Raw genomic sequence first — 15,522 nt, 5'->3', positions numbered from 1 at the left:
AAATATGGACAGCCTTTTTTCTACTTCTTTACTTTTCTGATTCTCCCCCTGATTTCACCCTTCTTATTGGACTTTGTATAAACATTTACATATACATTCGCCTGAATGATTTCTTGAAGTAGGTTATCAAACGCTCTCCCCTGTAAAGGCCCTTCAAAATCCTCCACATTGACTACACCAGTCACGACTCCTTCATTTACACTAATACCTTGCTTTAGCGGACCAAACAAATTTAAAACAACTGGACCAATTTGATCCGCTTTCCCTAAATGAATTTGGCATGATGTAACTTTTTCAATGTTTTTCAATATGATCCGATATTGTAATTTCTTTAAATCATTACTAAATATAAACTCCGTTACGCCATAAGCTTCTGTATTTACAGGAGGTATTTCCCTCTTGCCTGTTAACCTCGCAAAGAAATGTGTTGTCATACGGGCATTCTCCTTATATAAATTTCCCAGCACTACTTCTACTACTTTATGGTTTATACATAATCATTTATGACTTTTTCAAGTTTTAATTACGAAGAAAAGATTCACACAATCTTTACATTCGAATCGTTCCTTTTGCTTTACTACCTCTTGTATAATGCACATAAGAAAGCATTCTAGGAGGTTGTTTTGGAAAATAACAAATACACTTTTCACACATTATTAGAGATTTTTCTCGTCTCATTTAAATTAGGACTTACTTCATTTGGTGGTCCTGTCGCCCATCTCGGCTATTTCCACCACGAATACGTACAAAAAAGAAAATGGATGGATGAACGAAGCTATGGAGATTTAGTAGCACTATGTCAATTCCTTCCTGGCCCTGCTAGCAGTCAAGTCGGTATGGGGGTTGGATTATTAAGAGGCGGGGTATTAGGGGCTATTATTTCATGGATTGGATTCACTTTACCGTCTGTGCTTGTTTTAGTTTTCTTCGCCTCATTCCTTAATCAGTTCAATCTTGGAAGCGCTGGCTGGATTCATGGATTAAAACTTGTAGCAGTCGCTATTGTTGCTCATGCCATATGGGGAATGGCACGAAAATTAACGCCAGACCGAAATCGTGCGACAATTGCTATTGTAACTGCCGCAATCGCCTTATTATGGCCAAGCAGCTGGACACAAGTCATTCTCATTATAATATCTGGCTTTATCGGCTGGTTTTTATATCGCAACCAACCAATTAGCCAATCTCAACATATAAAAGTACCTATTTCAAAAAAGATAGCAGTTTCTTGTCTCGTCTTATTCTTCGGACTATTACTGCTGCTACCAATATTAAGACCGTTCTCTTATTACATCGCTTTATTTGATAGTTTCTATCGCTCTGGTGCACTTGTATTTGGAGGCGGACACGTCGTGCTGCCCCTCCTTGAAGGTGAGTTCGTACAAAACGGAATGATGACGAAAGAACAGTTCCTAGCTGGATACGGATTAACACAAGCCGTACCAGGTCCACTATTTACATTCGCCTCTTATATAGGAGCAGCGTTAAACGGGACACTTGGAGCCATACTTGCAACAATTTCGATCTTTCTTCCTGCTTTCTTACTCGTTATTGGTGTTTTACCATTTTGGGACAGTGTAAGAAAAATATCTTTCATACAAGGGGCACTACTTGGAGTCAATGCAGCTGTTGTCGGTATTTTATTAGCAGCTTTTTATGATCCTATTTGGACAAGCACAATTATGAACGCTGTAGATTTTGTTTTTGCGTCTCTTCTATTTTGCTTGCTCGCTTTTTGGAAAACACCACCTTGGGTTATCGTTATACTCGGAGCCTTTGGCGGATATATTCTATCCATCTTGTAAGCACAAAAAAACGACGGCATTATATAGCCGTCGTTTTTCTATTAAAACTTCACAAGTTCTATTCCTTCAGGCAACTCGCTCTCTGTTAAAATACGCAATTCTTTCACACGATCCATTACGTAAGAAGAGCGCTTCACAAGATCTGGATCAATATAAGCTGGATGAACCATAATTTCTACCGTTTGTTCATCTTGTACTCTTTCTTTTAACTTCACAAAGTAATCTTCCGTCACACCATCCGCGTAAAAATCACTGTAAAACACGTCAGAAAACGGGCGTACTGCTCGCTCTTCCTCACAACGACGAATTGGAACATTATATGTAGCCGCTAACCTCTCAAGAACATCGTGCAAGATTGGTAATCCATGTACGTGATGATGGCTATCTAAATGAGTTGGTGTTAATCCGTAAGATAAGAACTTCTCAATTTGAGCAGTCCATTCTCGCTCGACTTCTTCTGGATTTACATTCCCTTTCCATACGACACTTTGTTTATGAAACAATCCATCGCTACTTACAAGTGATGGTACATCTCCAAGAAGTGGTTTCCCTGCTGTTAATACGAGATGTACGCCTACTCCGAGTAGGTTATGCTCTTTTGCTAAGCGTACCGCATGCTCTGTTCCTGGCATATTCATCATCATCGTCGTTGAATTTACAAGTCCATTTATATGCCCATCAATAATGCCGTAATTTGTACCTTCTGTAAGACCGAAATCATCTGCATTTACAATTAACTTAATCATCGTAATACCTCCTATCGAAATAAAAAAAAGCGGGCTAAATAGCGCCGCTTTATTTCTCTACCTTTTTGAAGAACTGTGGAAGATATTCTTTATGCGCTTCCAACATTTCATCTAAAATTTGTTTTGCCACTTTATCTGATGGTACAAGTGGATTAATTGTCATAGCAAGCAGTGCTTTATGATAATCCCCTGTAACAGCAGCTTCAATTGTTGTGCGCTCAAATGATTTAATTTGCTGTACTAAACCGCGAACTGGTACTGGAAGATCTCCAACTGCAATTGGTTTTGGACCTTCTTTCGTAATAATACAGTTCACTTCAACAGCCGAATCATGTGGTAAACTTGCAATTGTTCCGTTGTTTCGTGTATTAACAGGCTGGATATCACCTTTATTATTATAAATAGACGTAATTAAGCTACATGCTGCGTCACTATAATAAGCGCCGCCACGTTTTTCTAATTGTGGTGGTTTAATATCTAAGTTCGGGTCTTTATATAACTCGAATAAATCATCTTCTAATTGTTTTACTACTTCTGCACGTGTACCTTTTTCAACTGAAGCTTCTTTCTCTTCTTCTAACATTTCACGTGTTTTGTAGTAGTAACGATGGTATGGACATGGAATTGCACGAAGGCCTCGAATAAAGTCTGGCTCCCAGTTAAGCGCTGCAATATTTTCCATCGTAATTTGCTTTTCTGGATCTGTTACAAGCTCTAACACACGATCCATTACACTTACGCCATCTAAATATACGTCTAATCCGTATACCATGTGATTTAAACCTGCAAAATCAACGTGGACACGACTTGCATCTACTTCAAGTAATCTTGCAAGACCCATGCGGATTCCGATTGGAACGTTACATAGACCAACTACTCTTTGAATATTTGTATAACGAAGGACAGCTTCTGTTACCATACCAGCTGGGTTCGCGAAGTTAATTAACCATGCATTTGGACAAAGCTCCTCCATATCCTTACAAATATCTAAAATAACAGGAATCGTTCTCAGCGCTTTGAATAAACCACCAGGACCATTCGTTTCCTGACCGATTACATCATATTTTAACGGGATTGCTTCATCTTTTGCACGAGCTTCTAATAAACCTACGCGAAGCTGCGTTGTTACGAAGTCAGCACCTTTTAATGCTTCACGACGATCCAGTGTTAAATGTACCTCGATTGGTAAACCAGATTTTTTCACCATACGTTTCGCTAAGTTACCAACGATTTCTAACTTTTCTTTTCCTGCCTCAATATCTACTAACCAAATTTCACGAACAGGAAGCTCATCATAACGCTTAATAAATCCTTCAATTAACTCTGGTGTATAACTAGATCCACCGCCGATTGTAGCAATTTTAATTCCAGTCATGCTTTATTCCCCTTTCGCTTCTAACTTTTTATAAAGGTCAATAAATTCTGCTGCTAATTCTTTCACTGTAATCGCATTCATTAAATGATCTTGTGCATGAATTAAGAGAACACTAATCTCTGTTTTTTCTCCTCTTGCTTCTGATTGTATGAGCTCTGTTTGGAAATGATGCGCTTCATTAATCGCTTCTTTCGCCTTTACCATCGCTTCATCAGCCTCTGCCATTTTCCCCTGTTTGGCAAATTGAAGTGCCTCCATTGCAAAGCTTCGTGCATTACCACTATTTAAAATTAATTGGAATGGAATTTGTTCTGCTGTAGTCATCATAATTACCGCCCTCTCTATTATGGTTCAACCGATTGAAATACCCCTTCAGTTTGAACATTTCTATTAAATTATTAATTTATGAATGATAGTTTGGTGTTCTTCTAGATGGGTCTCATCTTTTTGAACATGATATAAAGGTAATTGTTCTCACAGATAGTGTTATCTGTGAGAACAATTACTGTGTTACATAGGTACAGAGTTGTTATTTCCTTGTGCTGCTGCTTTTTCAGTACGAACAACAGAACGATCGCATAATACTACGAATGGATAGTAGATTACCATCGCAATTACAAAGTTGAATAACTGTAGAATTGCACCTGAAAGATGTCCACCTGTTACAAGATAACCACTAATAATTGGTGGTGTTGCCCATGGAATCATCACAACTGTTTTTGGTACCCATCCAATAGATATAGCTGTATAGGAAGTAATTACTAATACAATTGGTGTTACGATAAACGGTAAGAATAAAATTGGATTTAAAATAATTGGTGTACCAAAGATTACTGGTTCGTTAATGTTAAATGCACCAGGTCCAATTGATAAGCGAGATACACCGCGTAATTGTGCACTTTTTGCTACAAGTAATACCACTACTAAGAATGCTAATGTTGCACCAGAACCACCAAGATATACGAAAGTATCAAAGAATGGCTTTGTAATAATATTTGGAACATCAAATGCAGATGTACCACCTTGGAATAACTTCATATTTTTCTCTAATGCCGGTAGGTATAATGGCTCAATAATACCACCAACGATATTTGGCCCATGTAAACCGAAGAACCAAAGAAGATGAACAAGAATTACAATGATAATTGCACTTGGTAATGTCCCTGCTAAACTTTGCAGTGGTGATTGAATCGTATTAAAAATAAATTCATGAACACTTGTACCAGCTAATTTCACTGCTAATTGAATACCTGCAACTACTGTTAAGATAACAAATGCTGGAACTATAGCTGCGAAAGATCTTAAAACTGCTGGTGGTACTCCATCAGGCATTTTAAACGTAATGTTTCTTTGTACAAAGAAACGGAATACTTCAGTAACAAGGAGTGCTACGATAATTGCTACGAATAGCCCTTGTGCACCTGTCCAAGCTAAGTTCAATCCGCCTTCTTTCGGTGTTGTTGGCGTAAGAATAATTAACGCACCAAATGAAATAATACCTGCTGACAAACCATCAACGCCGTAAGATTTTGCTAAGTTATAACTTGTTGTAAATGCTATGATTAGTGCTAGAATTGCGAAAGAACCAGTCCACATTCCACCGCCAACTTGTTTCCACGTTTCACCAAACAAACCTTTCATGAAATCTTGGAAAACTTCAGATGGAAAACCATTAATTAGTGATGCCAGTGCACCAACTAAAATAAGTGGCATAACTGCAATAAATCCATCACGGATCGCAGCTAAGTGACGTTGCGATCCGATTTTACCAGCGACAGGAACAATATACTTCTCCATAAATGCAATAAACTTTTGCATTTCGCTTCCCCCCTAATTATTTTTTAAGTGTTAATGCGTGATCTAAAACTGCTTCTCCATTCATCATGCCGTAGTGCATTGGGTTGATAACATCGATTCCAACGTTTCTCTCATCGGCAAGCGTTTTCATTGTAGAAAGCATGTAACGAACTTGTGGTCCTAGTAATAATACATCTGCTTGATCGATATTTGTTTTTACTGCATCCCCAGATACAGCCCAAATCTTTCCTTCTAGACCGCGAGCTTTTGCAGCCGCTTCCATTTTTGTAACTAGTAAACTTGTAGACATCCCTGCTGAGCAACATAATAAAATATTCATTTGAAAATCCCCCTTGTGTAGTATAAAAAATTTATGTTTTATTTATTTTTCTTTACGATATTTATTAATGCAATTATCGTGCCAACTTTTTAAAACCACTAAAATAAGCACTTTTTCGACTGTTTTCTTTGTGTGTTAACGCTTTCAAATAGTGTGTCACCTAAAAAACACACAGTGTGTTATAAAACAACACGCTTTTAACACATAACTGTATGAAAATAGATTAGTGTTTAGTTGCCTAGTTATGTTTAAAACAAAAACACAGTAATTTTTTTAAAAAAAGCGTAAAAATATTATATTTCAACTCAAATCAAAAACAAATACCTATTGAAGACACTCGTCTAGTTATTGTCCAGTCAAACTCTATTAAATTACATAGAATAGAAGAAAATAAAGTATTTTGAAAGGGGATTCCAATGCCAAAGCATAGAAAAAAGAATAGAATGAAGATTTATAAAATACAGCTTCCAAATAAATGGTATAAACAAGAAGAGGATTCTGAATTAAATCCCAACACGGATACACTAGATCAACAGGACAAGCAAGAGAAACAAGAGAAACAGGACAAACAGGACAAACAGGACAAACAGGACAGACCTGACGAACCGGCTAAATCAGATAAACACGATGAGCATGACAAGCAAGTACAATCGGAAAATGTAATAATAGTACCCACAAATTCACAAACCTTAGATGTATGGGATGAAATTTCTCTAAAAGAAATACAAACTGGTGAACATACAAGTTTATTTGAAAAAAAAAGTAATTATCAAAACATTAATTTACTCCAAGTAAGCGATATTCGTCTATATTTGGATAAGCAACTACAATTTAGTTCCGTCGATGAGCAAATTTATCATGAAGCACTTGTTCATCCGATTATGTCAAAGGTAATAGATCCTAAACGCGTTCTCATCTTAGGCGGTGGCGACGGTCTTGCTTTAAGAGAGGTTTTAAAATATGAAACAGTTCTACATGTAGACCTTGTCGACTTAGACGAAGAAATGATTACGATGGCTCGCAATGTTCCAGAATTAGTTTCTTTAAACCAACGTGCTTTTTTTGATGAGCGTGCAAATGTTCATGTATGTGACGCAAAAGAATTTTTGAAATCTCCTTCCTCTTTATATGATGTAATTATTATTGATTTCCCTGATCCAGCGACAGAAATGTTAAGTACTTTATATACAAGCGAACTATTTACTCGTATAGCTACGTTTTTAACAGAAGATGGTGCATTCGTCTGTCAATCTAATTCACCTGCTGATGCACCTCTTGTATATTGGGGTATCGGTAACACAATTGAACATGCCGGATTAACTGTGAAAAGTTATCATACAATTGTCCCTTCTTTCGGAACTGACTGGGGATTTCATATCGCTGCTAACTCTGCCTATGTACTCGATCAAATTGAGCAATTATATGTTGTTCCAACTCCTCGAACATTACCTTCTCTTCTTGCTCCTTTGTTTCAATTTAAAGAAGAAGTTTTAGAACACCGTAACCATGCCGTTTTAAATTCTGAATCTAATCTTACCCTACATCATTGCTATCAAATAGAAATGGAGTTTTGACAAGGAGGGTATAAATATATGGAATATTCTACGTTCGGGCGTCATATAATAGTAGATTTATGGGGTGTGGATTTTTCTCTATTAAATGATGTTCATTTTTTAGAGCATCATCTAATAGATGCTGCGAATCGCTCTGGTGCTCACGTTTTAAATGTAAATAACAAAGAATTCCACCCATATGGAGTAACGGTATTACTTTTATTATCAGAAAGCCATCTCTCTATTCACACTTATCCTGAAAAGAGATTTGCAGCAATTGATTGTTATACTTGTGGCACATCTGTCGATCCTCAAGAAGCCATTGATTCTATAATAAGCGTATTAAAACCAGAGCGTATGCATATAAAAAAATTAATTCGTGGTGTAGGAGAATTTGTTACTATCGATTAATTACCATTCCCATTTTCCACGAACAAGGAGGCTTGTTAATATGAAAATACCATCAGTGGAGCTCATAACACTCCACTGATGGTACGCACACATACATAATTTATTCATCTTAATTGATGATTTAGTTTTGTGATTTTTCGTTTCCAATATAACGTCATCATAAACCACAAACGACGCAAGTAATAATGAAAGTATCTTTACAAAACATAAAAAAACCTTGCATACGCAAGGTTCATTCCGATACTGACATCTTCCTATATAATTCTACAAATTCACTCGCTAATTCCTTCACCGTAATCGCATTCATTAAATGATCTTGCGCGTGCACCATCAGAAGGGTAACTTCGGTCTTTTCACCACCAGCTTCTTTCTGTATGAGCTCCGTTTGTACACGGTGCGCCTCTTTTAATTCCTCTAACGCTTCTTGTAATTTCGCTTCTGCTTCTGTAAATTCTCCACGCTTTGCGCAATCAATTGCTTCCATTGAACAACTTCTCGCATTTCCCCCATGCAAAATTAAGTGAAAAGCCTTCGTTTCTATCGTATCCATTTTAGTTCTTTACTCCCCCTTTTCTTCCGCCAACTTTTGTTTATCCCATATTTTTAAGAACGGTAAATAAATGAAGAATGCTAGTGCAAAGTTAACGAGTTGCAAAATAACACCTGAAATTTTTCCACCTGATCCCAAATATCCACTAAATAGAATCGGTGTCGTCCAAGGTACAGCAGCTCCGCTCGGACGGGCAACTAATCCCCATTCCATTGCAAAGTAAGAAACAATTGTTAACACAACTGGAACCAATATAAATGGAATTAGTAAAATTGGGTTCATTACAATCGGCATTCCAAAAGTTACCATTTCATTGATATTAAATATACCAGGTGCAATTGACAATCTCCCTAAACTTTTTAATTGCTGACTTCTCGCAAACAATAACATTCCAATAACTAAAGCAAGTGTCGCACCAGATCCGCCCATATAAGTCCATAGATCAAAAAACTGTGCAGTAATCGTATTTGGTATATCTTGCCCTGCTTGGTAAGCAACTCGGTTTTGATCCATTAACGACAACCAAACTGGACTCATTACACCACCAACAATAGTAGCTCCATGAATTCCACATGACCAAAGAACATGAACGAGAATAACAGCTATTATTGCGCCCCAAAGACTAGCACCAAGTACACTAAGTGGTTCCTGTAAAATTTGCCCCACAATATTATGGATACTGCCAAAAGAAGTATTTTCTATAATTAAGCGTAAAATCCAAATAACCGTTACAACAATAAATCCTGGAACAAGCGCGGCAAATGAACGTGTCACAGCTGGCGGAACTGTCTCTGGCATCTTTATAATTATCTTTTTTTGTACAATAAACCGATAAAGTTCAGTAGATATAAGTGCAATAATCATTGCAACAAATAACCCTTGGCTTCCCATTAACGCAGCTGGGATAGCACCTTCTACAAGTACACTCTCTTTTGTACTCGGTATAATATATGCAACTTGAAATGGCGTCGCAAGTAAAAACGTCACAAGCGACAATGCCCCGGATGCTAAAGCGTCCACTTTATAATATTCTCCAAGCCTGTAAGCGATTCCAAAAACAGCTATTAAAGCCATTATATTAAAAGTTGCACTAACTGGATACCCCAAAGCCCTCTGCCAATTCTCCCCAAACAAACCTGCCATAAAATCATTATAACCTGGTATTGGTAAAGCACTAATGATGAGGAAAAATGATCCTATAATTAAGAAAGGCATCGTCAATACAAGTCCGTCACGAATTGCTAGCAAATGCCTCTGTTCTGCAACCTTTCCCGCTACCGGCATTACATATTTTTCTAAAAACCGTATCATCTATCCCACTCTCCTCATGGTTTCATTAACAAAGCTGCTTGTAAGATAGCTTCTCCATTACAAAGCCCGTAATGGACAGATTGAATGACATCAACAGGTACTCCCTTTTCCTTACATAACTCTTTCATTTTCGGTAATAAATAACGTACTTGCGGTCCAAGTAAAAGCACATCAGCTTCATCTATGTGACTATTTACTTCAGAACCTGATACTGCCCAAATCTTTACCTCTATCCCTTTTGCCTCTGCTGCTTTCTCCATTTTAGTAACAATCAAACTGGAAGACATTCCCGCTGCACAGCAAAGTAAAATATTCATCCCTTTTCCCTCCCCCTTTTTCCAAACCTAAGTTACGGCGCATCCTTTGCCACCACTAGGTTACAAATATATATGTCTAGATTTCCTGCTGTATGCCGAGCTTAAAAACAAAAATTTCTCGGTTTTCACGCTATTCTATCTATCATTATTCTCCTAGTAAAGAGGACCCTAACTCGCTATAATAATTCAGTATGATTTTTTTAATTGATAGGAGGATATATTTATGAAGGCATATCGCTTTCCACTTATTTTATTATCTTCTATCCTAATTGGTGGTTTCATTGGTTATTTCATGGGTGCCGATGCAGTTGCTTTAAAGCCGCTTGGTGATATTTTCTTAAACTTAATGTTTACGATTGTTGTACCTCTAGTGTTCTTTAGCATCGCGTCATCTATTGCTAATATGGATGGATTAAAACGTTTCGGTAAAATTATGTCTAGTATGGCTGGGACTTTCTTATTTACAAGTATTTTAGCTGCTATTTTTATGATTATTGTCGTGAAAGTATTCCCGCCAGCACAAGGTGTTGTATTAGAACTAACGCAGCCTGATAAAGCTGAAAAAGCAGTTAGTGTTGCAGATCAAATTGTTGGTATTATAACAGTATCTGACTTCTCGAAATTACTATCTCGTGAAAATATGTTAGCTCTTATTTTCTTCTCTATCTTAATGGGAGTTGCAACTTCAGCAGTTGGTGAAAAAGGAAAACCATTCGCCACATTCTTACAAGCTGGTGCAGAAATTTCAATGAAAGTTGTATCTTTCATTATGTACTACGCTCCAATCGGACTTGCTGCTTACTTCGCAGCATTAGTTGGTGAATTCGGACCACAACTTCTTGGAACTTACTTCCGAGCAGCAATGGTATACTATCCAGCGTCTCTAATTTACTTCTTTGTATTCTTCACGTTCTATGCATACCTTGCAGGTCGCAAACAAGGTGTACAAGTTTTTTGGAAGAACATGGTATCCCCTACAGTTACATCACTTGCAACTTGTAGTAGTGCTGCTAGTATTCCAGCGAACTTGGAAGCAACGAAGAAAATGGGTATCTCTTCTGACGTTCGTGAAACAGTTGTCCTTCTTGGATCTACACTTCATAAAGACGGATCTGTTTTAGGCGGCGTATTAAAAATTGCTTTCTTATTCGGTATTTTCAACATGGAATTCGAAGGACCGAAAACATTAGCAATCGCACTTGTTGTTTCCCTATTAGTAGGAACAGTAATGGGCGCTATTCCAGGCGGCGGTATGATTGGTGAAATGTTAATCGTTTCTCTATACGGCTTCCCGCCAGAAGCATTGCCAATTATCGCAGCAATTAGTACAATCATTGATCCTCCTGCAACGATGTTAAACGTAACAGCAGATAACGCTTGTGCCGTAATGACAGCTCGCCTTGTAGAAGGTAAGAACTGGATCAAAAATAAATTTGCTTAATAAATAGAAAGAGGATGCTCCGACCGAGCATCCTCTTTTTTATTGTTAATCCATTCCGCCACAAATTTGTTATAATCTTCACAAATATTCCACACCCATCATCCATTCTCCGTACTATAATCATGTATGGAAAAGGAGATGGACATGATGACACAAAGCGCACCAGAATTTAAAGTTTTGCAAAGCATCGCATTCCTTGCTGTCGTTTTGCAAAGTTCCTTATTATATACAATGAATCAAGGAAATGTCTTACTTGAGCAATCCCTCATTATGGGCATGCTATTCAACCTTGCAAAATTTTCAGCACCTGCATTCATCTTTATCGTTGGCTTTCACTTAATTCGGCAATATACGAAGCAACTAGCCTACACAGAATATATTTATGAAAAAGCCGCACATTTACTCATTCCTTATTTCTTCTGGTCTATTCTTTACTTATTAACAACAAACGATATGATTACACTACAAAGTGGTATAAAAAGTTTATTACTCGGAACAGCTGCACCCCATCTTTGGTACGTGATTATGATGTTCCAAATTCACTTATTGTTCCCTTTACTATGTACACTATTTTATTGGTTTCAAAAACGAACAGAAAATAAAAAAGACATATATAAATATATGACCATCTTTGCTTCTCTATATTTCCTCTTAATGTGGTATTCTTCTCACTACATTTTTAATGGAGAAAAATTGACTAGCTCAACCATTTTACATTATACAGACCGTTCCTTCTTCTTCTACTCATTCTATTTCGTCATGGGAGGAATCGCTGCTGTCGCATTAAAAACGTGGCGTACATTTGTCATGAAACATATCCCGCTTATTACAATATTATTTTTCATCTTATTTTTATTCATTAATTATGAGTTATTTAGTTTTTACGGAGCAAACTCTATTCATTTAACCGTTTCGACTTATTTGAAACCGTCTATGTTTTTATATATCGTATGCGAAATTATTATACTTTACGTGCTATCTATTACAATCGTACAGCGACGCGGTTTCTTATATAAAGCTTTACGATTTATCGGAAATTACACGTATGGTGCTTATTTAGCTCATTTTTTCTTCTTGCAACTATGCACAAAATTTCTTTCATTATTCACACTGCAAGAAAACACAATATTATATAGCCTATTATTATTTACAATAACGGCCACAATCTCAATTTCAGCAATGGTCATTTGTAGTACACTACCATTTCATACGTGGATTGCAGGACCTTCTCCTACGAAAAATGTGAGATGGGCTAAGATTATACTTCGAAAAAATCACGAAAAGGTATTCAAACCATATCTTTGATATAATAGAATTCCATATAAGAAAAGAAAGTAGGACACACCTATGATTAATCAAATTGGACAAATTATGTTATATGTAAATAATCAAGATGAAGCAGTACAATTTTGGACTGAGACAGTAGGATTCCAAATTATTGCGGAAGAAAATAACGGACAAGGCTTTCGCTGGATTAAAATTGCACCAACGAAAGAAGGAGGCACAAGCATCGTCCTTCACGATAAAGCGTTAATTGCGAAGATGCAACCTGAATTAAACTTAAATACGCCTTCACTTATGTTCTTCTCTAATAACTTAGATCAACTGTATAAAGATCTTTCTGAGAAAAACGTTACAGTTGGACAAGTTGTAGATTTACCTACAGGTAGAGCATTCAACTTTGCTGATAATGAAAACAATTACTTTGCGGTAATGCAGCGCAAATAAAAAAGAAGCTATCCTAAAAAATGGATAGCTTTTTCATTTTAAGAAACTTGTTCTGCATGCGTTTCCCTATGTTGTATATGACTCGTGATCCAAGCAATTCCACCAGCAACAACGAGATAGCATAACAATACTAAAATTTGCATTTGTAATTGCGACCAATCTCCTAAAGAAATCACATCTTGTAGCCCTCTAAGAGAATGGGACATTGGGAGAAATTGTCCAATCTTGCTAAGAACAGCTATATTTAATTCTCCTGGGAAAGTTCCCCCGCTCGTCGCTAATTGCAAGACGAGAAGCGTTACCGCTAAGAACTTTCCAACAAGACCAAATACCGTTACTAACATAAGAATAAACGTCATGAATGTAAAGGAAATAACGATACTTGATAAAACAAAGAGTGACACACTTGCAACTTCTAATTTCATAACTCCTAGTACAACCACATCCACAAGTAATGCTTGAATAAGCCCAATTACATATACCAATCCTAGTTTATTAATAAAATGTACCGTTCCGCTTACCTTCATATTTTGCCTACGGCCAAGCGGTAAAATATTTGATGCCATAATGCCGCCAACATAAAATGCAAGTGATAAGAAATATGGTGCAATACCTGAACCGTAATTAGGCACATCAGAAACTGTCGACTTCACTAATTGAACTGGCTCTGAGAACATCGTATTGCGTGCATCATCATTGCGAACATCCGCTATCTTCTCTGCGCCCTCTCCCAATTTCGTGGAGAGCTCTTTCGCACCATCGTCAAGTTTAACAAGTCCACTTTTTAACTTACCAGCACCGTTATTTAACTCTGTTCCGCCACTAGCAAGCTGATTTACACCTTTTTGCAGGGATATATATCCGTTCCCCCACTTCGTAAATCCATCAGCCAAATTCCCCGCACCATCTGCGATCTTTTTCGTTCCAGTAGTAGCCTCATTTAACTTAACACCAAATGTATTCATGCCCTCTTCAACCTTATGCTGACCAGCCGCAATCTTCTGCGCACCTTGTGTCAATTGTTGTTGGCTATTATTTAAAGTGCTTGTTGCTTTAGCTAATCCATTAGAAGTAGCAATGATTTTTTGAAAAGCAGGGTCTTGCTGCACTTCTGGATGACTTTTCACGTACTCTTCTAGTTGTTGTTTTACACTATTCGCTGCATTGTCCGCTTTCACTTGCCCTTCAGCAAGTTTCTCACTTCCATTCACCCATTTAGTTGTACCAGTACTTAATTCATTAACCCCTGCTTGTAAAGTTTTTTCACCTTGAGCTAATAATTCCATACCGCTATGAAGTGAGTTCGCTCCCTGACTTAGCTCATTTGCTCCGCCAGTTAAGGCAGATTGGCTAGAAGCAAGTTTTTCGCTTCCCTCTTTCACTTTTGATGTCCCATCACTAAAACGCTGAATACCATCTGCAAGCTGATTTGCGCCATTTCTTGCATCTGTCGTTCCTTCATGTAACTTGTCAGCACCATTACTTGCATCACTCAACCCTTGTGCTAAGTCTTGAAACTTTGAAAAGACACCTTCTGTATAAGATTTCGTAATACTATTTGAAATTTTTGTTTTCATATTTTCAACAGCTGTCGTTCCAATTTGAGCTGCTACAAAGTTTTTACCTGGATTTACTTTGTACTGAAGCTGCGCTGGCTCTGGTTTCTCATCCATAAGTGTACTTACCTTTTGAGAGAAATCCTCTGGAATCGTAACAACCATATAATACTTATCTTCTTTTAACCCTTCATCCGCATTTTTTTCTGATACGAAATGAAAAGCTAGTTCCTTATTCTCTTTTAAATTTTTTACAAAATCGTCTCCTGCATGAATTGTTTTTTCATCCATCGCAGCACCCTTATCTAAATTTACAATCGCCACAGGTAATTTATCTAATTTTCCATATGGATCCCAATATCCAGCTAAAAAGAATCCTGAATAAATTAAAGGAACGATCAATAAAAAAATTAAAGCGATACGTCCATGTTTATGGTGCCACATCGCTTTCCAATCTTTAAATATAAGTTGAATTCCCTTCATGAAACATACTCCTTCTCCTAATTTCACACCATTAGAATGGTTTAACAGATTTACTATACACGCCACCTTCCATACTGTATAATACATCTTTAATTATTAATTCATTCCT

Annotated in this window: 16 protein-coding genes; 6 read left to right on the top strand and 10 right to left on the bottom strand. The window is 37.2% G+C overall.

Annotation, left to right across the window (positions count from 1 at the left end; genetic code table 11):
• Nucleotides 1-20 precede the first annotated feature (20 nt).
• On the bottom strand, nucleotides 21-434 hold the full coding sequence (gene exsM, locus PDL00_RS25785) for an exosporium regulatory protein ExsM (protein ID WP_242254142.1): 414 nt from the start codon (nucleotides 432-434) through the stop codon (nucleotides 21-23).
• A gap of 189 nt (nucleotides 435-623) precedes the next feature.
• On the opposite strand from exsM, the gene PDL00_RS25780 reads away from it, so the two are divergent.
• The gene (locus tag PDL00_RS25780) at nucleotides 624-1,805 is read left to right on the top strand and encodes a chromate transporter (RefSeq protein WP_270732036.1); all 1,182 of its coding nucleotides are present in this window, start codon (nucleotides 624-626) and stop codon (nucleotides 1,803-1,805) included.
• Nucleotides 1,806-1,846: 41 nt separating this feature from the next.
• On the opposite strand, the gene chbG is transcribed toward PDL00_RS25780, so the two are convergent.
• The 5 genes from chbG to PDL00_RS25755 all read right to left on the bottom strand — a co-directional run bounded on the left by chbG (nucleotide 1,847) and on the right by PDL00_RS25755 (nucleotide 6,063).
• Complete coding sequence (chbG, locus tag PDL00_RS25775; RefSeq protein ID WP_270732034.1) at nucleotides 1,847-2,551, bottom strand: chitin disaccharide deacetylase; 705 nt, start codon at nucleotides 2,549-2,551, stop codon at nucleotides 1,847-1,849.
• 49 nt (nucleotides 2,552-2,600) lie between these two features.
• Nucleotides 2,601-3,926, bottom strand: coding sequence for a 6-phospho-beta-glucosidase (gene celF, locus PDL00_RS25770; RefSeq protein WP_000145768.1), 1,326 nt, complete (start codon nucleotides 3,924-3,926; stop codon nucleotides 2,601-2,603).
• 3 nt (nucleotides 3,927-3,929) lie between these two features.
• Nucleotides 3,930-4,253, bottom strand: coding sequence for a PTS lactose/cellobiose transporter subunit IIA (locus tag PDL00_RS25765; protein WP_000989050.1), 324 nt, complete (start codon nucleotides 4,251-4,253; stop codon nucleotides 3,930-3,932).
• 183 nt (nucleotides 4,254-4,436) lie between these two features.
• On the bottom strand, nucleotides 4,437-5,744 hold the full coding sequence (gene celB, locus PDL00_RS25760; protein WP_061679344.1) for a PTS cellobiose transporter subunit IIC: 1,308 nt from the start codon (nucleotides 5,742-5,744) through the stop codon (nucleotides 4,437-4,439).
• A 16-nt stretch (nucleotides 5,745-5,760) separates the two neighbouring features.
• The gene (locus PDL00_RS25755; protein ID WP_270732031.1) at nucleotides 5,761-6,063 is read right to left on the bottom strand and encodes a PTS sugar transporter subunit IIB; all 303 of its coding nucleotides are present in this window, start codon (nucleotides 6,061-6,063) and stop codon (nucleotides 5,761-5,763) included.
• 416 nt (nucleotides 6,064-6,479) lie between these two features.
• Between PDL00_RS25755 and PDL00_RS25750 the strand changes: the two genes are divergently transcribed.
• Both PDL00_RS25750 and speD read left to right on the top strand, forming a co-directional pair.
• Complete coding sequence (locus PDL00_RS25750; RefSeq protein WP_270732028.1) at nucleotides 6,480-7,637, top strand: polyamine aminopropyltransferase; 1,158 nt, start codon at nucleotides 6,480-6,482, stop codon at nucleotides 7,635-7,637.
• 18 nt (nucleotides 7,638-7,655) lie between these two features.
• Complete coding sequence (speD, locus tag PDL00_RS25745) at nucleotides 7,656-8,027, top strand: adenosylmethionine decarboxylase (protein WP_071724677.1); 372 nt, start codon at nucleotides 7,656-7,658, stop codon at nucleotides 8,025-8,027.
• A 232-nt stretch (nucleotides 8,028-8,259) separates the two neighbouring features.
• Here speD and PDL00_RS25740 read toward each other — a convergent pair whose 3' ends face one another.
• The 3 genes from PDL00_RS25740 to PDL00_RS25730 are packed head-to-tail and all read right to left on the bottom strand — an operon-like array spanning nucleotide 8,260 to nucleotide 10,205.
• Nucleotides 8,260-8,577: a PTS lactose/cellobiose transporter subunit IIA gene (locus PDL00_RS25740; RefSeq protein WP_000379646.1), complete on the bottom strand. Its 318-nt coding sequence runs from the start codon at nucleotides 8,575-8,577 to the stop codon at nucleotides 8,260-8,262.
• Nucleotides 8,578-8,586: 9 nt separating this feature from the next.
• Nucleotides 8,587-9,888: a PTS cellobiose transporter subunit IIC gene (gene celB / locus PDL00_RS25735; protein ID WP_270732023.1), complete on the bottom strand. Its 1,302-nt coding sequence runs from the start codon at nucleotides 9,886-9,888 to the stop codon at nucleotides 8,587-8,589.
• Nucleotides 9,889-9,902: 14 nt separating this feature from the next.
• Nucleotides 9,903-10,205 (bottom strand): PTS sugar transporter subunit IIB, encoded by a 303-nt coding sequence (locus PDL00_RS25730; protein WP_242254152.1) that lies wholly within the window; start codon nucleotides 10,203-10,205, stop codon nucleotides 9,903-9,905.
• Between the two features lie 223 nt (nucleotides 10,206-10,428).
• On the opposite strand from PDL00_RS25730, the gene PDL00_RS25725 reads away from it, so the two are divergent.
• The 3 genes from PDL00_RS25725 (at nucleotide 10,429) to PDL00_RS25715 (ending at nucleotide 13,374) form a co-directional block, all read left to right on the top strand.
• Nucleotides 10,429-11,646, top strand: coding sequence for a dicarboxylate/amino acid:cation symporter (locus PDL00_RS25725; protein WP_000649366.1), 1,218 nt, complete (start codon nucleotides 10,429-10,431; stop codon nucleotides 11,644-11,646).
• Nucleotides 11,647-11,793: 147 nt separating this feature from the next.
• Nucleotides 11,794-12,951: an acyltransferase gene (locus tag PDL00_RS25720; RefSeq protein ID WP_242254156.1), complete on the top strand. Its 1,158-nt coding sequence runs from the start codon at nucleotides 11,794-11,796 to the stop codon at nucleotides 12,949-12,951.
• A 42-nt stretch (nucleotides 12,952-12,993) separates the two neighbouring features.
• A complete protein-coding gene (locus PDL00_RS25715) occupies nucleotides 12,994-13,374 on the top strand; it encodes a VOC family protein (RefSeq protein WP_270732020.1) in 381 nt (126 codons plus the stop codon).
• Nucleotides 13,375-13,412: 38 nt separating this feature from the next.
• Here PDL00_RS25715 and PDL00_RS25710 read toward each other — a convergent pair whose 3' ends face one another.
• The gene (locus PDL00_RS25710) at nucleotides 13,413-15,413 is read right to left on the bottom strand and encodes a YhgE/Pip domain-containing protein (RefSeq protein WP_270732018.1); all 2,001 of its coding nucleotides are present in this window, start codon (nucleotides 15,411-15,413) and stop codon (nucleotides 13,413-13,415) included.
• Nucleotides 15,414-15,522: the final 109 nt, after the last annotated feature.

The sequence above is a fragment of the Bacillus cereus group sp. TH152-1LC genome (genome assembly GCF_027710505.1).
Lineage (GTDB): Bacteria > Bacillota > Bacilli > Bacillales > Bacillaceae_G > Bacillus_A > Bacillus_A mobilis.
The sequence above is the reverse complement of the archived record's forward strand: the minus strand, read 5'-3'. Positions and strand labels throughout refer to the sequence as shown.